Raw genomic sequence first — 19786 nt, 5'->3', positions numbered from 1 at the left:
GCCGGAGTGAGGGAACGCCGAGCCTAGGCGAGGCGCCGACAGGCGGGGCAGAGCGCTTTGGTTACTTTGCCGCTTTTTTGCAAAGTGACTCGCTGTAAGAGCGAAACCATAAGCCGCCGTTACCTAAATAACGGATAAACACCCCTCACCCCCCCTTCAACTCTTCAATCATAATTTCCCGCATCCGAAACTTCTGGATCTTCCCCGTCACCGTCATCGGAAACTCATCCACAAACTTGAAATGCTTGGGCATCTTGAAGTGCGCAATCCGCCCCTTGCACCACGTCTGCAGCTCAAGCTCATTGGCCACATGCCCCGGATGAAACTTGATCCACGCCACAATCGCCTCACCGTAACGCTCATCCGGAATCCCGATCACCTGCACATCCGCCACCGCCGGATGAGTAAAGAAAAACTCCTCCAACTCCCGCGGGTAAACGTTCTCGCCACCACGAATGATCATGTCCTTGTTACGCCCGGCGATGCACACATACCCATGTTCATCCATGGTCGCCAGGTCGCCGGTGTGCATCCAGCCCGCCTCGTCGATAGCCTCACGAGTGCTGTCAGGATTATTCCAGTAACCGAGCATCACGCTGTAGCCACGGGTACACAGCTCCCCTACCTGGCCCCGAGCAACCGTGTTACCGGCGTCATCGATAATCTTGCTTTCCAGCTGTGGCTGGGTCCGGCCAACCGTCGTAACACGCCGCTCAAGGTCATCATCCGGCCCGGTCTGCAACGACACCGGGCTGGTTTCCGTCATGCCATAGGCAATCTGCACCTCACTCATGTGCATCTCGCTGATAACCCGGCGCATCACCTCGATCGGACAAGTGGCGCCCGCCATGATCCCGGTGCGCAGGCGCGACAGGTCGAACTCGGCGCGGCGCGGGTGATCAAGCATGGCGATAAACATGGTAGGCACCCCGTATAGCCCGGTGGCCTGTTCTTCGGCGACGGCAGCCAGGGTCAGCAATGGGTCGAAACCGTCACTCGGGTAGATCATCGTGGTGCCATGGGTGATGCAGCCCAGGTTACCCATCACCATGCCAAAGCAGTGATACAGCGGCACCGGGATCACCAGGCGATCTTGCGCCGTCAGGCCCAGGCTTTCGCCAACCATGTAGCCGTTATTGAGGATGTTGTGGTGACTGAGGGTGGCGCCCTTGGGGAAGCCGGTGGTGCCGGAGGTGTACTGGATATTGACGGGTTGATCGAAGTGCAGGCCGGCCTGGCGGATCTGCAATTGCTCGGGCGGGACGCCTGCCCCGAGGGCCGCCAATTGCGACCAGGGCGTAAACCCCGGGGGCGGGCTGGGATCAAGGCTGATGATGCCGCGCAGGTCAGGTTGAAGCTCCTGCAACATGCCGTGGTAATCGGAGGTCTTGAACGACCCGGCGCACACCAACCACTGGCAACCGGATTGCTTGAGTACGTACTCCAATTCACTGCTGCGATACGCCGGGTTGATATTGACCAAAATCACGCCGATTTTGGCGCTGGCGACCTGGCTGATGCACCACTCGGCGCAGTTGGGGGCCCAGATGCCCAAGCGGTCGCCGGCCTGCATCCCCAAGGCCAGGAACGCACGTGCATGCAAGTCAACCGTCTCTGCCAGTTGCCGCCAGGTGAAGCGACGCTGTTGATGGCCCACGACCAAGGCTTCGCCGTCGGAGTAGCGCGAAACCGTTTGATCAAAGGCCTGGCCGATAGTCATGGCCAGCAAGGCCTTGTCCTGACAGCCGCGGCTGTAGCTCTGATTCGATTGATCCATAACGACCCCTGTTGTCTTTTTTGTAGGTTGACGTAAACGTAAACTACGATTGACAGGCCCGCAACGCAAGTTTACGTTAACGTAAAGGTGATCGCCCTCCCCGGCGTATTGACCATACAAAAACAACGCTAGAAGGTGCCCGTCCATGAGTTACCCCTCCCTGAACTTCGCCCTCGGTGAAACCATCGACATGCTGCGCGACCAGGTGCAATCCTTCGTGGCCAAGGAACTGGCGCCGCGCGCTGCGCAGATCGATATCGACAACCTGTTCCCCGCCGATATGTGGCGCAAGTTCGGCGATATGGGCCTGCTGGGCATCACCGTGCCGGAAGAATACGGCGGCGCCGGCCTGGGCTACCTGGCCCACGTGGTGGCCATGGAAGAAATCAGCCGGGGTTCGGCTTCGGTGGCGTTGTCCTACGGCGCGCACTCCAACCTCTGCGTCAACCAGATCAACCGCAACGGCACCCATGAGCAAAAACTCAAATACCTGCCCAAGCTGATCAGCGGCGAACACATCGGCGCACTCGCCATGAGCGAGCCGAACGCGGGCTCCGACGTGGTCTCCATGAAGCTGCGCGCCGATAAACGCGGCAGTGTGTATGTGCTCAACGGCAGCAAGACCTGGATCACCAACGGCCCTGATGCCAATACCTACGTGATCTACGCCAAGACCGACCTGGAAAAGGGTGCCCACGGCATCACCGCGTTTATCGTCGAGCGCGACTCGAAGGGCTTCAGCCGCAGCAACAAGTTCGACAAGCTCGGCATGCGCGGCTCCAACACCTGCGAGTTGTTTTTCGATGACGTCGAAGTGCCGGAAGAAAACATCCTCGGCGCACTCAATGGCGGCGTGAAAGTGCTGATGAGCGGCCTCGATTACGAACGCGTTGTGCTGTCCGGCGGCCCGACCGGGATCATGCAGGCCTGCATGGACCTGATCGTGCCCTACATCCATGACCGCAAGCAGTTCGGCCAGAGCATCGGCGAGTTCCAGCTGATCCAGGGCAAGGTCGCCGACATGTACACCCAGCTCAACGCCAGCCGCGCCTACCTGTACGCCGTGGCCCAGGCCTGCGAGCGCGGCGAAACCACGCGCAAGGACGCCGCCGGCGTGATCCTCTACAGCGCCGAACGCGCTACCCAGATGGCCCTCGACGCGATCCAGATTCTCGGCGGCAATGGCTATATCAATGAATTCCCGGCGGGCCGTCTATTGCGTGACGCCAAGCTGTATGAAATCGGTGCCGGCACCAGTGAAATCCGGCGCATGTTGATCGGTCGCGAACTGTTTAACGAAACCCGCTGAACGGAGCGCGCACCATGGCTACCCTGCACACCCAGCTCAACCCGCGCTCGGCGGAATTCGCCGCCAACAGCGTAGCGATGCTCCAACAGGTCGACGCCCTGCATACCCTGCTCGCCCAGGTGCAGCAAGGCGGCGGCGCCAAGGCCCAGGAGCGGCATACGTCGCGGGGCAAGCTGTTGCCCCGCGAGCGGATCAATCGCTTGCTCGACCCTGGCTCGCCGTTCCTTGAACTCAGCCAGCTGGCGGCTTATCAGGTGTACGGCGAAGACGTGCCCGCTGCCGGGGTGATTGCCGGGATTGGCCGGGTGGAAGGCGTCGAATGCATGATCGTCGCCAACGACGCCACGGTGAAAGGCGGCTCGTACTACCCGCTGACCGTCAAGAAACACCTGCGCGCCCAGACCATCGCCGAGCAGAACCGCCTGCCGTGCATCTACCTGGTGGACTCCGGCGGCGCCAACCTGCCGCGTCAGGATGAAGTGTTCCCGGACCGCGAGCACTTCGGACGAATCTTCTTCAACCAGGCGAACATGAGCGCCCAGGGCATCCCGCAGATCGCGGTGGTGATGGGCTCCTGCACTGCCGGTGGTGCCTATGTGCCGGCGATGGCGGACGAAGCAATCATGGTCCGCCAGCAAGCCACCATCTTCCTCGCCGGCCCGCCGCTGGTGAAGGCGGCGACCGGAGAAGTGGTCAGCGCCGAAGACCTGGGCGGTGCCGATGTGCACTGCAAGATTTCCGGGGTGGCCGACCACTATGCCGACAGCGACGAACATGCGCTGGCCCTGGCTCGGCGCAGTGTGGCCAACCTCAACTGGCGCAAGCTGGGGCAATTGCAACAACGCACGCCGCTGGCGCCGCTTTATAGCAGCGAAGAGCTGTACGGCGTGATTCCGGCCGACGCCAAGCAACCGTTCGATGTACGCGAGGTGATCGCGCGATTGGTGGACGGCTCGGTGTTCGATGAATTCAAGGCGTTGTTTGGCACCACTCTGGTGTGCGGCTTTGCGCACCTGCACGGCTATCCGATTGCGATCCTGGCCAACAACGGCATCCTCTTCGCCGAGGCCGCGCAAAAAGGCGCGCACTTTATCGAACTGGCCTGCCAGCGCGGGATTCCGCTGTTGTTCCTGCAAAACATCACCGGCTTCATGGTCGGCCAGAAATACGAAGCCGGCGGCATCGCCAAGCACGGCGCCAAACTGGTGACAGCGGTAGCCTGTGCCAAGGTGCCGAAGTTCACCGTGATCATCGGCGGCAGCTTCGGCGCCGGTAATTACGGCATGTGTGGACGCGCCTACGACCCGCGCTTCTTGTGGATGTGGCCCAACGCACGCATCGGCGTGATGGGCGCCGAACAGGCCGCCGGCGTGCTGGTGCAGGTCAAGCGTGAGCAGGCCGAGCGCGCCGGCCAGGGTTTCAGCAGCGATGAGGAAGCGGCAATCAAGCAGCCGATCCTCGACCAGTACGAAACCCAGGGCCACCCCTACTACTCCAGCGCACGGTTGTGGGATGACGGCGTCATCGACCCGCTGCAGACCCGCGACGTGCTCGCCCTGGCCCTGTCCGCCGCGCTGAACGCCCCCATCGAGCCGAGCCGCTTCGGCGTGTTCCGCATGTAAATGGAGCTGCACCCCATGAGCGATTTCAACACCCTCGAACTGATCACCGACCCCCGTGGCTTTGCCACGCTGTGGCTCAGTCGTGAAGCCAAGAACAACGCGTTCAATGCCGAAATGATCCGCGAACTGATCATTGCCCTGGACCGGGTGCAAGGCGATCCGGCCCTGCGCTTTCTGGTACTGCGCGGGCGCGGCAAACACTTCAGCGCCGGCGCCGACCTGGCCTGGATGCAGCAGTCGGCCGAACTGGATTACCACACCAACCTGGACGATGCCCGAGAACTGGCGGAGCTGATGTACAACCTCGCCAAGCTGAAGATCCCGACGCTGGCGGTAGTCCAGGGCGCGGCCTACGGCGGTGCCCTGGGATTGATCAGTTGCTGCGACATGGCGATTGGCGCCGACGATGCGCAGTTCTGCCTGTCGGAAGTGCGCATTGGCCTGGCGCCGGCGGTGATCAGCCCGTTCGTGGTGCAGGCGATCGGCGAACGGGCAGCCCGTCGCTATGCCCTCACAGCGGATCGCTTTGGCGGTCAGCGGGCACGGGAAATCGGCTTGCTGGCGGAAAGTTATCCTGCCGATGATTTGGACATACATGTCGAATTGTGGATTACCAATCTGCTGCTCAACAGCCCCGCGGCCATGCGCGCCAGCAAGGACCTGCTACGGGAAGTCGGCCACGGTGCCCTGACGCCAGCGTTGCGTCGCTACTGCGAGAACTCCATCGCCCGGATCCGCGTCAGCACCGAAGGCCAGGAAGGCCTGCGTGCCTTTCTGCAAAAACGCGCGCCCAACTGGCAGCCTCAGGAGCCGCGTTCATGAAGACGCTTACTACCGTATTGGTAGCCAACCGTGGCGAAATCGCCTGTCGGGTGATGCGTACCGCCAAGGCCATGGGCCTGACCACCGTGGCCGTGCACAGCGCCACCGACCGTGACGCGCGGCACGCCCGCGAGGCTGATATTCGTGTGGACCTGGGCGGCAGCAAGGCCGCCGACAGTTACCTGCAAATCGACAAACTGATCGCCGCAGCCCAGGCCAGCGGCGCCCAGGCGATTCACCCGGGTTATGGGTTTCTTTCGGAGAACGCAGGGTTCGCCCGCGCCATTGAAGCCGCCGGGTTGATCTTCCTCGGCCCGCCCGCCTCGGCCATTGATGCCATGGGCAGCAAATCGGCCGCCAAGGCGTTAATGGAAACCGCCGGCGTGCCGCTGGTGCCGGGTTACCACGGCGACGCCCAGGATCTGGAGACTTTCCGCCAGGCAGCCGAGCGTATCGGTTACCCGGTGCTGCTCAAGGCAACGGCAGGCGGCGGCGGCAAGGGCATGAAGGTGGTCGAGGACGTCAGCCAACTGGCCGAAGCGTTGGCCTCGGCACAGCGTGAAGCACTGTCCTCCTTTGGCAATGCGCAGATGCTGGTGGAAAAGTATTTGCTCAAGCCGCGTCACGTGGAGATCCAGGTGTTCGCCGACCAGCACGGTCACTGCCTGTACCTCAATGAGCGCGATTGCTCGATCCAGCGCCGCCATCAAAAAGTCGTCGAAGAAGCCCCGGCGCCGGGCCTGAGTGCCGAGCAGCGCAAGGCCATGGGCGAAGCGGCCGTGCGTGCGGCCCAGGCCATCGGCTACGTGGGCGCGGGCACCGTGGAGTTTCTGCTGGACGCCCGGGGCGAGTTTTTCTTCATGGAGATGAACACCCGGCTGCAGGTGGAACACCCGGTGACCGAGGCCATCACCGGCCTGGACCTGGTGGCCTGGCAGATTCGCGTGGCCCAGGGCGAGCCGCTGCCGATGACTCAGGAGCAAGTGCCGCTGCTGGGGCATGCGATTGAAGTGCGCCTGTACGCCGAGGACCCGGCCAACGATTTTCTGCCGGCCACCGGGCACCTGGCGCTGTACCGCGAATCCACGCCACGGCCCGGGCGCCGGGTAGACAGCGGCGTCGAACAAGGCGACAACGTGTCACCGTTCTACGACCCGATGCTGGGCAAGTTGATTGCCTGGGGCGAGGACCGCGAACAGGCGCGCCTGCGGCTGCTGGGCATGCTCGATGAATTTGCCGTGGGTGGACTGAAGACCAACCTGGGCTTTTTGCGGCGCATTATCGGCCATCCGGCGTTTGCCGCTGCCGAGCTCGATACCGGGTTTATCCCGCGTTATCAGGATGAGCTGCTGCCTGTGCCAGGGGAGTTGAGCGATGAGTTCTGGCAGGCCGCCGGCCAGGCGTTCATGCAGACCCAACCGAGCACTGACACCCGTTCGCCCTGGGCCGACACCCGAGGTTTTCGCGCAGGCTTGCCGGGCGAGGTTTCCCTGCACCTGAGCTGCAACGGCCAGGATCGCCTGGTAATGCTGCAAGCCGGCATCAACCCGCCCCAGTTGCACGGCGAACAATTGCTGATCGACCAGCACGGCGTGCGCCGCTCCCATCTGGCGGTACGCGAGGGCGGCAGTGTGTTTTTGCGCTGGGACGGCGAGGTGCACAGTGTCAGCCTGTTCGACCCGATTGCCGCCGTCGATGCCAGCCAGTCCCATCAGGGCGGCCTGGCCGCACCGATGAACGGCAGCATCGTGCGAGTGCTGGTGGAAGTCGGGCAAACCGTTGAAGCCGGTACGCAGTTGGTGGTGCTGGAGGCCATGAAGATGGAACACAGCATTCGCGCGCCCCATGCCGGCGTGGTCAAGGCGCTGTACTGCCAGGAAGGCGAAATGGTCGGTGAAGGCAGCGCACTGGTGGAGCTGGAAGCCGCGAGTTAAAACCTCGTGACCGCCTGCGCCACCACGCCGATGATCCGGCACTCTTCACTGAACAGCATCTTCGGGTACGTTGGGTTGAGCGGCACCAGGTAAAGCTGGCCGCTCTGCCTGACCCATTTGCGCAAGATCGCCTGGGAATCAAATGCCCATTGGGCCACCACCAGTTTGCCGGGCTCGGGCTGGATGGCCGGGTCCACCAGAATCATCGTGCCTTCATTGATACTCAAGCCGCTGGGGGCGGTCATGGCGTCGCCAGTCACGCGCATCCAGAACGCCTTGCCACGGGCGTGATAGTCGCTCATCTGAAAACGAGTAACGCCGTACGGCCGAGGTTCTTCCTGCAATGGGTAGCCCCCCTTCCCTTCGCTCACCGGGTAACGGTAATTCGGGTTGTAGTGCGGCGCCGGCTGCAGTTCCTCGGCAACCGCCGCGAGCGCTTTTTCGCGAACCACCAGCGCGACCTCGAGCCCATCCAGGCCCAGCTCCTGCATCACCCGGTTCATATCGGCAAGGCTCGGCACCCGACGCTTGTTCAGCCAGTGGCCGACCCCGCCCTGAGACATGCCCAGGCGCGACGCCAGTTGGTCCTGCGTGACCTTGCGGTCTTTCATGTTGGCCTTGACCAACGCTATCCATTTATCCATGGGCCCTGACAATACGTTGTGTACTCACCACGACAATAAACAGTTTGTAGTAATCAATAAAACGCCATAAATACGATTAGTACTAATATCGATTGCAGGCTTTCGACACCCACACAGAGCACTGCCCTTATGACGACCACCCCGTATACCCTGCCCGACACCTGCGATGAAGACGAACGGCTGTTCCTGCGCAGCAGTGGCGCTGCCCAACGCGCGCTGGACTATTACCTGAAAGAGGATGCCGCACCGCCCTCCGTTGACGATACGTTGTTCGAGGTCAAGCCCGGCATCAGCGACGAGGAGGCCCTGGTCCACGCCTCCGACCTGCTGCGCAGCGCCGCGGCCACTGCGTACGAATCGGCAAACAGCGCCCACGGCAATAGCCGGGACCTGGCGTTTTCAGTGGTCTATTTGATTGATATGGCGAAGGTGATGGTGGAGCGGTCACTGCGGCTTTCGGCGAGGGGTGCCGAACAGCCGGCCAGCCTGTAACAGGCACGCGGGAAAAATATTTCTATCCGAGGGATAAAAACATTTGACTTGCAAATGATAATGATTATTATTGGACCTAGCTGATCGCGAGATCAGTCGATAGACCAAGAGACCTTAGGTCGGACTCTTGGAATATCTCCTCATCAGGCTAATCACGGTTTTTGACCCGGCTCTTTGGCCGGGTCTTTTTTTTGCCAGTTTTTCCCTGGCGTGACTTCAGGCTAATGAAGACTGTGTGTTGCTTGATGGCGCGCATGGTAGCAAAAGACCATCGCCAAAAGAAAGTCGATCGAGCGCTCTAGGCCGGTTCTTTCAAAAATAGCACTTGAGAATCAATCTCATAGATTCTAAGCTGCGGCGGCGTCATGGACGACGCCCCCCTCTTCACCCGCAAAAATTGCATCCAGGCTTTGCCCCGCTCCGGTGTAAAATGCCGCCACAACACTCATATTCAGGCAACCAGACTATGACCGTGGCCTTGACCTCCATCAAGATCAGCACCGACTTCGACAGTGGCAATATCCAGGTGCTCGACGCCAGTGATGCTCACCAGTTGCTGCTGGCGATAAAGCCCGATACGCGCAGCCAGCACTACCAGTGGTTCCACTTCAAGGCCGAAGGCATGCATGTGGGTCACACCCACACCTTCCGCTTGAGCAATGCCGGCCACTCGTCCTACAAGCACGCCTGGAGCGGCTACAACGCCGTGGCGTCCTACGACCATATCAACTGGTTCCGGGTGCCCACCCGCTTTGATGGCGAAACGCTGCACATCACCCTCGAAACCCGTGAAAAACAGGCCTGGTTCGCTTACTTCGAACCCTACAGCCGCGAACGCCACGACTGGCTGATCGACCAGGCGCTGAACCGCGCTGGCACGCAATTGCTGGCCACCGGCAAAAGTGTCGAAGGCCGTGATATCCAACTGCTGCGCCGTGGCAAGGGCGAGGCCAACAAGCGCAAGGTCTGGATCATCGCCCAGCAGCATCCCGGCGAGCACATGGCCGAATGGTTTATGGAAGGCATCATCGAGCGCCTGCAACAGGACGGTGACGCCGAGCTGAAAAAGCTCCTGGCCGCCGCCGACCTGTACCTGGTACCGAACATGAACCCCGATGGTGCGTTCCATGGGCATCTGCGCACCAACGCCATGGGCCAGGACCTCAACCGCGCCTGGCAGAGTGCGAGCCAGGAGATCAGCCCCGAAGTACTGTTCGTCCAGCAACAAATGGAAAAGTACGGCGTTGACCTGTTCCTGGATATCCACGGCGACGAGGAAATCCCCTATGTGTTCACCGCCGGTTGTGAAGGCAACCCGGGCTACACGCCACGTATCGAGCAGTTGGAAAAACACTTCCGCAGCCACCTGAGCAACCTCACCCGGGATTTTCAGACCGCGCATGGCTACACCCGCGATTTGCCGGGCGAAGCCAATATGACCCTGGCGTGCAACAGCGTCGGCGAGAAGTTCGATTGCTTGTCCCTGACCCTGGAAATGCCCTTCAAGGACAACGACGACGCGCCCAACCCGCACACCGGCTGGTCGGGCAAACGCTCGATGCAGTTGGGCAAGGACGTGTTGAGCAGCGTGGCGGATATCGTCGGCGTATTGCGCTAAACATCCACGATCCCGGCGACGGCTGCCTCACAGCAACCGCCGCCGGGGAAGGCTTCAGTCCTTGCTGCCGGTCATGCTTTGCAACACACCGTCACGCCGGATCAAACCGTGGAACAGCGCCGCCGCCAGGTGCAACAACACCGTCAGAAACAGCAAATACGCCAGGTAACCGTGAGCCTTGCGCAACACGGCAAACAACGGCGCATTCGCCCCCACCAGCGCCGGCAACTGCACCGAACTGCTGAGCATCACCGGGTCGCCGGCCGCTGAAATCATCGCCCAGCCCAGCAGCGGCAACACCAGCATCAACGCATACAGCACCACGTGGGAGGCCTTGGCCGCCAGCACTTGCCACAGCGGCAAGTCGGCAGGCAGCGGCGGCTGGCGCGTGGAAAAACGCACCACCAGGCGCACGATCACCAGCGCCAGGATCGCAATGCCCAGCGGCTTGTGCAGGTGGATCAGCCACTCATGGCGTTCGGAAACCGAGGCCACCATGCCCGCGCCGATAAACAACATGGCGATGATCATCAACGCCATCAGCCAATGCAGCAGCCGCGCCAGCGGGGCGAAAAACCGGGGTTGGGCATTCATGGCTTCGACTCCTGAGGGGCGCTGTGCAGCTGGCTGACTTCGCTGGTGCGACGCAGGTAGGAACTGGCGTACGCCGCCGAACGGGCGGCCAGCAATGGGTCATTCGAGGCTTCGATACCGCTCGGCAGCACCAGTGGATCAAAGTTGATGTCACGGCAATCACCGTCCATTTGCGGCTGGCTGCTTTCCAGCACCAGGGTCCCGGCATTCAGCACCTTGTGCTCACCGGTCCAGGTCTTGCTGGCGTCATCTACCGGGTCGCCCGGGTTGGCCAGGGTGAGGTTCAACTGCCAGCGCAACGGCCCGGCCACCAGGCGCTGGGCCAGGTCTTTTTCGAGGAAGTCGCTGCCGGCGGGCGCCGTGGCCCCCGCAGCATCCTGGCTTTGCGGTACGACGCCCCAGCGCACGGCCTGGCGTTGGCCGCTGGCGTTTACCAGGTAAAACGCGTTGATGCCGTTATAGGTTTCAGTGGCATAGCTGGCAGACGGCTTGGCGGTCTTGACCCAGGCCAGGAACGGCGCGGTCTCGGGGTGCGCCGCGAAGAACGCCGGCATGCCTGCCGGGTTCGGCTTGCCGGTGGCCGGGTCAGGTGCGCCGGCCTTGAGCATCTCGAAGAAGGCCTCGGGCGTGCCCACCGGGAACACCGGCATGCTGTTCATCCCGGTGCGCCATTGCTGGCCGTTGACCAAGTTGAACTGCAAGGCAAAACTGCGGATCGGCACGCTGCTGTCCGGCGCATACGGGTTGCCGCTGGGCAGCGCAAAACGCCCGATAACCGGGGTACGCGCCTCGCTGAATACCTGGGCACTGGAGTACTGGCGCGCCTCGGGGCTGCTCTCGAAATAACCGGCCACGCACACGCCCTTGGCATGGTTGCGCCGGTAGCCAGGGTGCAAGCCGTTGTTGGTTTCCAAGGCATTGACCAGGGTTTTGGGACGCAATCGCTGTGGGTCGAGGCTTCCGTTAACGTAGGCAAACGCCCCGGCCACGACGGCAACCACCACGCCGATGCTGGCCAACCGAATTATCAGGCTTGCGGTGCTCAGCGGCGGACGGGGCGGTGATGAGTGATCTACCATGAAATAACTCCAGGGCCCAAGGCCTTGAGTGGGTGAAACATAAGGTCGGAACACTTGGGACGAACGCCAGCGCACTCTATTCCCTGGCCTGCTGTTTATTTTTATTGGCCTGGAATAACCTTCAACGCCGGACGTCTTCCTAGTCCCAGCGTAGTGACTAGCCAGAATCCCATGCACGAACTCGACGAACAGTTACGTGAACTCATCCCCAGGTTACGGCGTTTTGCCGTGTCCCTGACGCGTAACACCAGCAGCGCCGACGACCTGGTGCAGGCGAGCCTTGAGCGCGCGATCATCAGTTGGGCCGACAAACGCCTCGAAGGCGACTTGCGCGCCTGGCTGTTCTCGATCCTCTACCGGCAGTTCCTCGACGCCCATCGGCGCTCCCGGCGGTACACACGCATGCTGGAATTTTTCACCGGCCGCGATGATTCGCAGCCGTCGGTCGAGCGCACCGTCATCGCGCAATCGACCCTGCAAGCCTTCGACAAATTGAACACCGAACAGCGCGCTTTGCTGCTGTGGGTCTCGGTGGAAGGCTTGAGCTACAAAGAAGTCGCCGACATCCTCGAGGTGCCCGTGGGCACCGTGATGTCTCGCCTGTCGCGCGCGCGCCAGGCCCTGCGCCAGCTCAGCGACGGCGAAATCACCAGCCCTGCCCTGCGGATACTCAAATGATCAGCCTGCCTCCCAGCGAACGCGATTTGCATGCCTACGTCGATCACCAACTCCTGGACGCCGACCGCCGCCAGCTCGACACCTGGCTGGCGGCCCACCCGGACGTCGCCGCCCAGGTGCACGCCTGGCAACAGGACGCGCAGCACCTGCGGGCATCGTTGAGCGGCGCACTGCAACAACCCGCCAACCCCGAGCTGGACCCGGCCCTGATTCGCCAGCGGGTCAAGCGCCAGTCACGCCGCCATCTCGCAACCGCCGCCATGCTGTTGATTGCCGTCAGTGTCGGCGGCCTCGGCGGCTGGCAGGCCCGCCAGGCCACGCTGCTCGAGAGCATGGCGCCCATGAGCGACGCGATGCAGGCCTACCGCCTGTTTGCCCAGGACGGCATCTTGCCCGCCGACTACCACGTGCAAAGCGGTGGCGACATGCAAGGCTGGCTCGACCGTTACTTCAACCAGGCCTACCGCCTGCCGGACCTGAGCCAGGCCGGGTTCAAGGCGGTCAGCGGGCGCCTGCTCAGCACCGAACAAGGCGCGGCGGCCATGGTGCTGTATGAAGACCCCCAAGGGCGGCGCATCAGTTTCTATATCCGTCCGCCGGGCCCGGAAAACAAATTCCTGCCTCGTGGCAGCCGCAGTGCCGACGGCCTGCAGGCCGAATACTGGTCGGGCGCGGGCTACAACTATGCGATGGTCAGCCCGCAAGACCCGTCGACCACGCAGATGCTCAAGCAGACGATGCGGTTCTAGAAGGCCACATCCAGCACCACGTTATCGACGTAGGTGCCGGCCGGCGGTGTTGTCTGGTTGGTATAGATCGCGGCGTTGTAGTTGAACACCTGGCTACCGGTACCCAAGCCATTCCCGGGATTCACCTCAGCCGTTGAGCTGGCGCGCCGGGCGGTGCTCACGCTGCCCCAGCGGGTGGTGGTGGCGCTTTTGAAAATGTCGTAATTCAGGAAATTGCTGCCAGAAACCATCCGCCGCTGCCCACCCACACTCACCGGGTTCTGGCCATCGCTGATGCCCACGGTGTAGGCGCTGCCCTTGGTGCAGGCAATGGTGGCCTGCCCGTTCACGCTGGAAAAACCACTGACTACCGGCGCACTGCCGAAGGCGATGTTGGGTGCAGAGATTGTGCAGTCGTTAGCCACGGTCATGCTGACGGTCAGGGAAGCCGTGCCACTGCCGGTGTCCCGTATGACACAGAGAGAACCCACACCGAGGACCGAGCAATAATTCCAGGTCCAGGCAATGCTTAGTGTCTCAGTATAAAGGCCGGCCGCCACATTGCTACCGATGATGGAACTCAGATAAAGCGGCACGGTTTTCGTGCCCGGCCCGGATACCAGCCCCAGGCTTTGGGCGATGCCGGTGGCACCGAAATCGAATTGGGTTCCACGGGTGATCGGATAACTGGTGCTGTTACTGCCGTAGATCGTATAGCTGATGATATCCCCAGTGGGGCCGACCATGCCGCTGGTGGCCGACGTGATGGTTGCATAGAAGTGATCATTGGCTGCCAGCAACGAGATCAGCGTGGCCCCACAATTCAAGCCGGCATTGGTGGTGGAACTGGTCTGGGGAGCGGTGCGCACCGTCATCGAACTGATCGAGCCAAAGCCGGCCGGCGAGGTGGTTCCCGGCACCGAGCACGCGGCCATCACCTGTGTCGAAAAGCCCAGCCCCGCCAGCACCAGCAGCCCCACTATGCATTCCTTGCCCCGCACACCCACACTCCTTATCTCATTGGCAAACCAGTGGCCCGATCAGCGGCACCTGTGCTTCGTTGATATCCAGATCGAACGTTGCCTGGCAGGTACGGCCCTCACCCACAGTGACTTGCAAGGTGTTGTGGGCCGCCAGGTTCTCCAGGTACACCAGGCCGTCCCAACCCACCACCGCCCGCGCGCCGGTTTGCTCGTGACGCACCTGGCTGCCCAGGGGCAGTTCCTGATGCTGGGCATCCACCAGGGTGATACTGGCCGCGATCACCCGGCGCACCGGGAATTCCAGCAAATAGCCGCTGCCGCGACGCACCGCCACCCGCTGCTCGACATTCGGCGTCTGCACGGTGACCGGCAGGTTCAGCGGGTCGATTTCATATTTGCCGCGGTAATAAGCGCTGCTCCACGGCACCAGCAGATGCCCGTTGCGATCGGTTTCACCCACTAGCTGGTTTTCGTAAAGCACCGGCACCCCGGCATAACCATCGGTGCTCACCACCACAAACGCGTCATTCACCCGATTAGCCGGGAACACTTGCTTGTCCATCCACACCAACGAACCGCTGGCATCCGCCCAACGGGTCTCGGCGTCACTGCTGCCGTACACGCCCGCCTGCAATTGCACCGACTGCATGCGCCAGGTCAGGTCGGCCTGTCGATAGGCCGGGCCGTCGCCACTGGCATACCCCAGGTTGTAGCCCACGCCGCCCTCGGACGGCACCGCCCGGCTGTAGTTGACCCGCTGGCGACTTTCGCCGGCCTGGCTGCGCTCGTTGCTCAAGGCCAGGCTCCCGTAGACGTCGAACGGGATCACCAGTTGCGCCTGCATGGCCCAGTTGCTGTCACCGACCTCACGGTTGGCCGACAGATAGAAACTGGTGTTGCGCCACAGCTGTTTGCTCCAGGTGAGGTTCATCAGCCGGGTGCGGGAGTCATCGGCCGCCTGCACATCGAAATAGCCGGCACCGATGCTGCCGAAATCGTTGAGGTTCAGGCTCAGGGTCACCTGCTCGCTGCGCTTGCTGAGGCTCGCATAAGGCGTGTCGACCAGGGTCAGGTCGGCGTATTGGTCGCGGCGTTCTACTCGCTGGTATGACAGGCTGTAGCGCTGGTTGCTGTATTGATAACCGAAGCTCAGTTGCTGGCCGGTCTCGCCATCAAACTGGCTTTGGCTGAGGGCGGTATTGAGCACCCCGAAGTTGCCCAGCCGCACGTTGCCGCCGAGCCCGCCCAGGGTCAGGTCGCCTGAGGCTTCGGCATGGCTTTCCAGGGTGAAGTAGTCCGACACCCCGTAACGAAACGTGCCGCTGGCCACGCCCGGCCCGTAGCCAAAATCCCGAATGGTGTAGTCGCGGCGCAAATTACCGGCCGCCACGGAAAAATCCGACAGGCCTTTTTGCAACAACGTACTGGTGACGTAGAACGGCACGGTGGTCGACACCTGCCGGCCCAGGGCATCGGTGGTGACCACCACCGCTTCGCCGGCGCCGTTGATAAACGGCACGTTGGTCAAGGTGTAAGGGCCCGGCTGCAGATCTGCGCTGCTGGATTTGTAGCCATTGATGAACAGGTCCACCGACGACGGCACCGCCGCCTCCCCGGCAAATTGTGGCAAGGGGTAAGTCACCAGGTCCGGGCGTACGCCGAAATCCCGCGACACTTGCACCCCGCCCAGGCGTACCGAACTGCTCCACGGCAATGCGCTGCTGATCACGTCGCCCGCCTCGTAGGTCAGCAGGCGCTCATCGTCGGAAAAGCGCCAGGTGGTGTCATAGCGCCGGTAGCCATTGTTCAAAGTGCTGCCGCTGGCCTGGCCGCCAAAGGTGGTGCGGTATTGGCCGGTATTGGACAGCGTGCCCCACGTGTCGAACAGCCGCACTTCGTTGAAGATGCCCAGGTAAGTGCCCGCATCGTCGGTGTCATTCAAGTAGGCGTCGTAGTTGAGCAACGCACCAAAACTGGTGAGTGCCTGGGTGCGCGGGTAGTTATCGCGATTGCCGATGAACTGCGCCGGCAACCATGCCGGCGGTACCGTCAACATGAGGCGCTGGCCCTGGCTGTCGTAATCGGTGTGCAGGCCCGGCAGGTGGTCCAGCGCGACCTCGGTGGTGATCTCGGCCGGCAGCTTCATGCCCACGTCCCGCAAGGTGGCCGCCGGCACAAACAGGCCGCCGGCGCGCTGATCCACGGCCACCACCCGGCCAGTGTCCATCTGGTTGACCACCAGCTCGAGGAACAACTGTGCATCGGCAACAGCCTCCATGTTGCTGGGCGGCGGCGGCAACGGCGCGGCCACGCCAAGCGGCGCAAGCACCAGGCCCGCCAGGCCGCCCACCACCCACACCGATCGCCATCGACTACGAGCCCAACCATGGCTCACCAAGGCTTTGTGTCCATCAATGGACATCTCCATCCGTTAAGACCAAGGGCTGCTCCATGCCCTATTCCATTGCGTTACCGTCCCGGCGCAAGGTTCTCCAGTTGCGCTGCGCCATTGACTCGCACCTGCAGCGGCTGATCGCCCGCGACACCTTGTGGCACCGGCCAGCGCATGGTTGCGCCCGGCAGTACATAGCCGAGCAGGCCGTCTACCAGCGGCCGGGTCTGCCCGCCCTGCTTGAACGCCACATCGGTGAGCCGCGCGTGCACCGCGCCCTGGTTGCGCATCTCCACATAGTTGCGCCCGCCGACGGTGACTTTTTTCCAGCTCAGGTCAGGCTTGCCCGCGCCCTTGGGGTCGCGCTGGCGCGTCGCGTCTTCCTTGCTCCACAGGCCTGCGCCGTAGGCGAACAACGGCACCGAATAACGCATCTGAAAGCGGATGGCTGCGGCCGTCTTGCCATCGGCTGCGGGGGTTTCAGGGGTGGCGGCGGGGATTTCGTCGATGATGATCCGATAGGCCAACTCCTGGCCCGGCGGCACTTCCCGGGTCCGGGTCAGGCGCACCAATTGCTTCTGCCCCGGTTCGATCTTCGCCACCGGCGGGCTGCCGATCACGTCGCGCTGGTTCTGGTACTGCTCGTCAAACCCGCCCTGGCTCCAGGCAAATACCCGGATCTGCAGGTTGGCAGTCTCTGTACCGCGGTTCTCCAACCACAAGGCGCTGGCCTGTTGATCGGCCTCCAGCACCGGGTCAATGGGCCAGATCAGCACCGAACTGGCAGCCTGGACCTGCCCGGCGCCCAACGCCACCAGACCGATAAAACCCGCAACCCAATACCGCCGGGAAGCTGCAAACATAGATTCCACTCCTCATGCCAATCGCCTTACCAGGACAGCTGCACCTGCAGCACGTCGCTGTACGTCCCCCCAGGCTGATTACCCGGTAACACCACCCGGCCGTAAATCGGCAGGGTTATATTGTTCGCGTTGCTGTAGGCCACGCTGACGCTTTGACTGATCCCCAGGCTCTGGCTCAGGGCCGCGTCCTGAAACAGCTGGTACGCCACTTGGGCACTGCCGCTATTGAGTTGCATGTGCCGGCCACTGGCGTTGTACAAGCCGCCGTTGACGCTCATGTTCAAGGTGACTCCCGGAGTGCATTGCAGCGTTACCCCGCTGCTCAGCGCCACCGACACCGTGCTGGTGGACAACGACGAATAGCTGCCGAACGCCAGGCTGCCGTAGTTCGTGCCGCCGCCCACCACCAGGCAGCCTGCGGCAATCGTCGCGCTGACCTGGATCGTCTGGCTGGTCACCGCCAGCAACGGCAACGGCATTCCCCAACCCGTGATGACCGCCAGCGTCGCCCAGCAGGCCCGCTTCATGGCACTAGAACGTCAGTTGCACGGACACCGTGTCGGTGTAGGTACCCGCCGGCAGACCTGCCTTGCCCACGGCCTGGCCGTAGATGTTCACGGTTTGCGCAACGCCCGTGCTCGCACCTACGTTGATGGTTCCGTTGATCGCCAGGAGCGTCGAATGCCCGGTGTCGGTGTAGAAGTCATACGGCACATAGTTGGCCACGCCGTCGTACAGCGCCCGGGTGCCGCCCGTGGACTGGCCGTCATGGGACCCGGCACCCACAGTGATCACCGGCGAGGTGCCCGAGGAACACTGGATCGACAACGCGCCTCCACCGCCACCCAGCACCTGGCCGGACTGCGTGGTGAACTGGCTGTTGGTGGTACCGAAATTGATCGTACCGAAGTTCAAACCGGTGGTGCCGCCCACGCCATTGACCAGGCAACTGTTGGTCAGGATCAGCGTGGAGCTGATCTGCCCGGTGACCGTCGTGGCCGCCTGGGCACCCGATACCCAGGCCAGTGCGACCAATGGGAGAACTGCTTTAGATACAAGTGCATGCATGATGTCCATCCTCATGAATTACCAATCCAGAGTCACCGTCAGGGTGTCTGTGTAGATGCCGGCCGGTAGGGCCCTGGTATTCGCCACCACCGAGCCGAATACCGGGATCGGTACCTGTGCGCCCTTGGTCACGACGAAATTGCGTTGCTGGCCGATGCTGTAGGTGCTTCGGCCCGCAGGATCGGCCGACAGCCGATACGGTATGGTTTGCCGGCCATTGCTCAAGCGCCGGGTGATGCCGTCGCCATGGGCGCCGCCGTCGATGGTCACGGTGAAACTGCTCACCACCGACGGGTTGCAGGACACCGCGAGCGCGGCCTTGTCGCCATCACTGATGCCGGCACCCAGGCCCTTGTCCCAAGTGGGTCCGTGGCTGCCGAAATCCAGCAAGGCCGAGCCGCCATCCGGGCTCACCGGCGCGCTGTCGGTGCCTTTGCTCACCTGGCAACTGGCGGTAATCACCAGCCGTGCGTGAATCTGCCCGGCGACCGCCGCCTGGGCGTCCTCGGCCAGGAGCAACAGGCCGCCCAGCGCGATGCAGGCCAGGGCGCGGCTTACCATGTCACCGTCACTTTGAGCAGGTCGGAATAACGCCCCACGGCCGGTATTTCCTTGAGCGGCTCGATGCGTCCATAAAGTGGCAAGTCCACCGTGCCGGAATCGGGCACACGGCCGCTCAACGGTACGTCCACGGCCAAGGGGATGCGGCGTGCGGCATCGGCATAAATTCGATAGGGAATGGGTTTGATCGAGGGGGCAGCAGCGCCCAGGTAACGTACTTCGCCGATGCCGCCATGCAGGCCGCCGTCGACACGCATCTGATACGGCGTATCCGGGTTGCACTCCAGGCGTGGCTGGCGCTGGCTGATCAAGGCTGCACTCAACGGGCCTGCCGGGTCATCCAGCCGGGAGCCGCTGCCGAAATCCAGTACGCCGAGCTGCTCGATCCCTGCTTCACGCGTGGTGCCGACCAACTGGCACCCCCGCTGCACGTCGATACGCACCTCAACCTGGAGCTGTGCGCCATAAACCGTGTTGCAGAGCATCGCGCTCATGATTGCCAAGACTGCGTGTCCCTTCACTGCCCCAAATCCTTATACAGGGGTGACTGCTGTGTATGAGGTTAGTCACTTGAAGGGAATCCGCCAGTCAGGTCGGTGTTTTGGATCCATTGACCCATGCC

Annotated in this window: 19 protein-coding genes; 8 read left to right on the top strand and 11 right to left on the bottom strand. The window is 62.4% G+C overall.

The annotated features are described in order from the left end of the window. Positions 1–145: 145 nt before the first annotated feature. Positions 146–1777 carry an AMP-binding protein gene (locus tag AC3WKX_RS28700; RefSeq protein WP_008431507.1) on the bottom strand — a complete coding sequence of 544 codons (1632 nt, stop codon included), beginning with the start codon at positions 1775–1777 and terminating at the stop codon, positions 146–148. Between the two features lie 145 nt (positions 1778–1922). Here AC3WKX_RS28700 and AC3WKX_RS28695 point away from each other — a divergent pair, with 145 nt between their 5' ends. From AC3WKX_RS28695 to AC3WKX_RS28680, 4 genes are read left to right on the top strand one after another with little or no spacing between them, the layout of a single operon-like run. Then, complete coding sequence (locus AC3WKX_RS28695; RefSeq protein WP_003212472.1) at positions 1923–3086, top strand: isovaleryl-CoA dehydrogenase; 1164 nt, start codon at positions 1923–1925, stop codon at positions 3084–3086. Between the two features lie 14 nt (positions 3087–3100). Then, the gene (locus AC3WKX_RS28690) at positions 3101–4708 is read left to right on the top strand and encodes a carboxyl transferase domain-containing protein (RefSeq protein ID WP_008431506.1); all 1608 of its coding nucleotides are present in this window, start codon (positions 3101–3103) and stop codon (positions 4706–4708) included. 15 nt (positions 4709–4723) lie between these two features. After that, positions 4724–5530, top strand: a complete 807-nt coding sequence (locus AC3WKX_RS28685) for a gamma-carboxygeranoyl-CoA hydratase (protein WP_102605889.1) — start codon at positions 4724–4726, stop codon at positions 5528–5530. Then, positions 5527–7464, top strand: coding sequence for an acetyl/propionyl/methylcrotonyl-CoA carboxylase subunit alpha (locus tag AC3WKX_RS28680; RefSeq protein ID WP_102605888.1), 1938 nt, complete (start codon positions 5527–5529; stop codon positions 7462–7464). Before AC3WKX_RS28685 ends, AC3WKX_RS28680 begins: the two co-directional genes overlap by 4 nt. Here AC3WKX_RS28680 and AC3WKX_RS28675 read toward each other — a convergent pair. Then, positions 7461–8108, bottom strand: a complete 648-nt coding sequence (locus tag AC3WKX_RS28675; protein WP_102369522.1) for a LexA family protein — start codon at positions 8106–8108, stop codon at positions 7461–7463. The two genes, AC3WKX_RS28680 and AC3WKX_RS28675, sit on opposite strands and share 4 nt — an antisense overlap. Positions 8109–8237: 129 nt before the next feature. On the opposite strand from AC3WKX_RS28675, the gene AC3WKX_RS28670 reads away from it, so the two are divergent. Together AC3WKX_RS28670 and AC3WKX_RS28665 are read left to right on the top strand one after the other, a co-directional pair. Further along, positions 8238–8600 carry a DUF6124 family protein gene (locus tag AC3WKX_RS28670; protein WP_102369523.1) on the top strand — a complete coding sequence of 121 codons (363 nt, stop codon included), beginning with the start codon at positions 8238–8240 and terminating at the stop codon, positions 8598–8600. A 466-nt stretch (positions 8601–9066) separates the two neighbouring features. Beyond that, the gene (locus tag AC3WKX_RS28665; RefSeq protein ID WP_003212460.1) at positions 9067–10218 is read left to right on the top strand and encodes a M14 family metallopeptidase; all 1152 of its coding nucleotides are present in this window, start codon (positions 9067–9069) and stop codon (positions 10216–10218) included. A 54-nt stretch (positions 10219–10272) separates the two neighbouring features. Here the strand turns inward: AC3WKX_RS28665 and AC3WKX_RS28660 are convergent, their stop codons facing one another. Both AC3WKX_RS28660 and AC3WKX_RS28655 read right to left on the bottom strand, forming a co-directional pair. Then, positions 10273–10812, bottom strand: a complete 540-nt coding sequence (locus AC3WKX_RS28660) for a cytochrome b (protein WP_003212459.1) — start codon at positions 10810–10812, stop codon at positions 10273–10275. After that, positions 10809–11891, bottom strand: coding sequence for a catalase family peroxidase (locus tag AC3WKX_RS28655; RefSeq protein ID WP_087694665.1), 1083 nt, complete (start codon positions 11889–11891; stop codon positions 10809–10811). The genes AC3WKX_RS28660 and AC3WKX_RS28655 overlap by 4 nt, the downstream gene beginning before the upstream one ends. Positions 11892–12062: 171 nt before the next feature. Between AC3WKX_RS28655 and AC3WKX_RS28650 the strand changes: the two genes are divergently transcribed. Next, a complete protein-coding gene (locus AC3WKX_RS28650) occupies positions 12063–12569 on the top strand; it encodes an RNA polymerase sigma factor (RefSeq protein WP_003212456.1) in 507 nt (168 codons plus the stop codon). Then, positions 12566–13318, top strand: a complete 753-nt coding sequence (locus AC3WKX_RS28645) for an anti-sigma factor family protein (RefSeq protein WP_102605887.1) — start codon at positions 12566–12568, stop codon at positions 13316–13318. Before AC3WKX_RS28650 ends, AC3WKX_RS28645 begins: the two co-directional genes overlap by 4 nt. Here AC3WKX_RS28645 and AC3WKX_RS28640 read toward each other — a convergent pair. The 7 genes from AC3WKX_RS28640 to AC3WKX_RS28610 are packed head-to-tail and all read right to left on the bottom strand — an operon-like array spanning position 13315 to position 19658. Further along, positions 13315–14277, bottom strand: coding sequence for a Csu type fimbrial protein (locus AC3WKX_RS28640; protein ID WP_008431490.1), 963 nt, complete (start codon positions 14275–14277; stop codon positions 13315–13317). The genes AC3WKX_RS28645 and AC3WKX_RS28640 overlap by 4 nt on opposite strands. Positions 14278–14314: 37 nt before the next feature. Beyond that, positions 14315–16708 (bottom strand): fimbria/pilus outer membrane usher protein, encoded by a 2394-nt coding sequence (locus tag AC3WKX_RS28635; RefSeq protein ID WP_102605886.1) that lies wholly within the window; start codon positions 16706–16708, stop codon positions 14315–14317. 41 nt (positions 16709–16749) lie between these two features. After that, on the bottom strand, positions 16750–17535 hold the full coding sequence (locus tag AC3WKX_RS28630; RefSeq protein WP_003212447.1) for a fimbrial biogenesis chaperone: 786 nt from the start codon (positions 17533–17535) through the stop codon (positions 16750–16752). Positions 17536–17561: 26 nt separating this feature from the next. Continuing rightward, positions 17562–18062 carry a Csu type fimbrial protein gene (locus AC3WKX_RS28625; protein ID WP_102605885.1) on the bottom strand — a complete coding sequence of 167 codons (501 nt, stop codon included), beginning with the start codon at positions 18060–18062 and terminating at the stop codon, positions 17562–17564. Between the two features lie 4 nt (positions 18063–18066). Continuing rightward, the gene (locus AC3WKX_RS28620) at positions 18067–18603 is read right to left on the bottom strand and encodes a Csu type fimbrial protein (RefSeq protein ID WP_032898768.1); all 537 of its coding nucleotides are present in this window, start codon (positions 18601–18603) and stop codon (positions 18067–18069) included. Positions 18604–18621: 18 nt separating this feature from the next. Then, on the bottom strand, positions 18622–19164 hold the full coding sequence (locus AC3WKX_RS28615; RefSeq protein WP_003212440.1) for a Csu type fimbrial protein: 543 nt from the start codon (positions 19162–19164) through the stop codon (positions 18622–18624). Continuing rightward, entirely contained in the window at positions 19158–19658 is a 501-nt protein-coding gene (locus tag AC3WKX_RS28610) for a Csu type fimbrial protein (RefSeq protein WP_424076633.1), read from the bottom strand. The genes AC3WKX_RS28615 and AC3WKX_RS28610 overlap by 7 nt, the downstream gene beginning before the upstream one ends. Between the last annotated feature and the right edge of the window lie 128 nt (positions 19659–19786).

This window comes from Pseudomonas sp. GP01-A4 (genome assembly GCF_058780865.1).
This window is presented reverse-complemented; position numbering and strand designations above follow the sequence as displayed.

Coding starts and splice junctions, on each gene's coding strand:
- AC3WKX_RS28645 (WP_102605887.1), top strand. CDS start 12,566: ATGATCAGCCTGCCTCCCAGCGAACGCGATTTGCATGCCTACGTCGAT.
- AC3WKX_RS28695 (WP_003212472.1), top strand. CDS start 1,923: ATGAGTTACCCCTCCCTGAACTTCGCCCTCGGTGAAACCATCGACATG.
- AC3WKX_RS28635 (WP_102605886.1), bottom strand. CDS start 16,708: ATGGAGATGTCCATTGATGGACACAAAGCCTTGGTGAGCCATGGTTGG.
- AC3WKX_RS28620 (WP_032898768.1), bottom strand. CDS start 18,603: ATGCATGCACTTGTATCTAAAGCAGTTCTCCCATTGGTCGCACTGGCC.
- AC3WKX_RS28675 (WP_102369522.1), bottom strand. CDS start 8,108: ATGGATAAATGGATAGCGTTGGTCAAGGCCAACATGAAAGACCGCAAG.
- AC3WKX_RS28630 (WP_003212447.1), bottom strand. CDS start 17,535: ATGTTTGCAGCTTCCCGGCGGTATTGGGTTGCGGGTTTTATCGGTCTG.
- AC3WKX_RS28690 (WP_008431506.1), top strand. CDS start 3,101: ATGGCTACCCTGCACACCCAGCTCAACCCGCGCTCGGCGGAATTCGCC.
- AC3WKX_RS28610 (WP_424076633.1), bottom strand. CDS start 19,658: ATGAGCGCGATGCTCTGCAACACGGTTTATGGCGCACAGCTCCAGGTT.
- AC3WKX_RS28650 (WP_003212456.1), top strand. CDS start 12,063: ATGCACGAACTCGACGAACAGTTACGTGAACTCATCCCCAGGTTACGG.
- AC3WKX_RS28660 (WP_003212459.1), bottom strand. CDS start 10,812: ATGAATGCCCAACCCCGGTTTTTCGCCCCGCTGGCGCGGCTGCTGCAT.
- AC3WKX_RS28685 (WP_102605889.1), top strand. CDS start 4,724: ATGAGCGATTTCAACACCCTCGAACTGATCACCGACCCCCGTGGCTTT.
- AC3WKX_RS28665 (WP_003212460.1), top strand. CDS start 9,067: ATGACCGTGGCCTTGACCTCCATCAAGATCAGCACCGACTTCGACAGT.
- AC3WKX_RS28615 (WP_003212440.1), bottom strand. CDS start 19,164: ATGGTAAGCCGCGCCCTGGCCTGCATCGCGCTGGGCGGCCTGTTGCTC.
- AC3WKX_RS28625 (WP_102605885.1), bottom strand. CDS start 18,062: ATGAAGCGGGCCTGCTGGGCGACGCTGGCGGTCATCACGGGTTGGGGA.
- AC3WKX_RS28700 (WP_008431507.1), bottom strand. CDS start 1,777: ATGGATCAATCGAATCAGAGCTACAGCCGCGGCTGTCAGGACAAGGCC.
- AC3WKX_RS28680 (WP_102605888.1), top strand. CDS start 5,527: ATGAAGACGCTTACTACCGTATTGGTAGCCAACCGTGGCGAAATCGCC.
- AC3WKX_RS28670 (WP_102369523.1), top strand. CDS start 8,238: ATGACGACCACCCCGTATACCCTGCCCGACACCTGCGATGAAGACGAA.
- AC3WKX_RS28655 (WP_087694665.1), bottom strand. CDS start 11,891: ATGGTAGATCACTCATCACCGCCCCGTCCGCCGCTGAGCACCGCAAGC.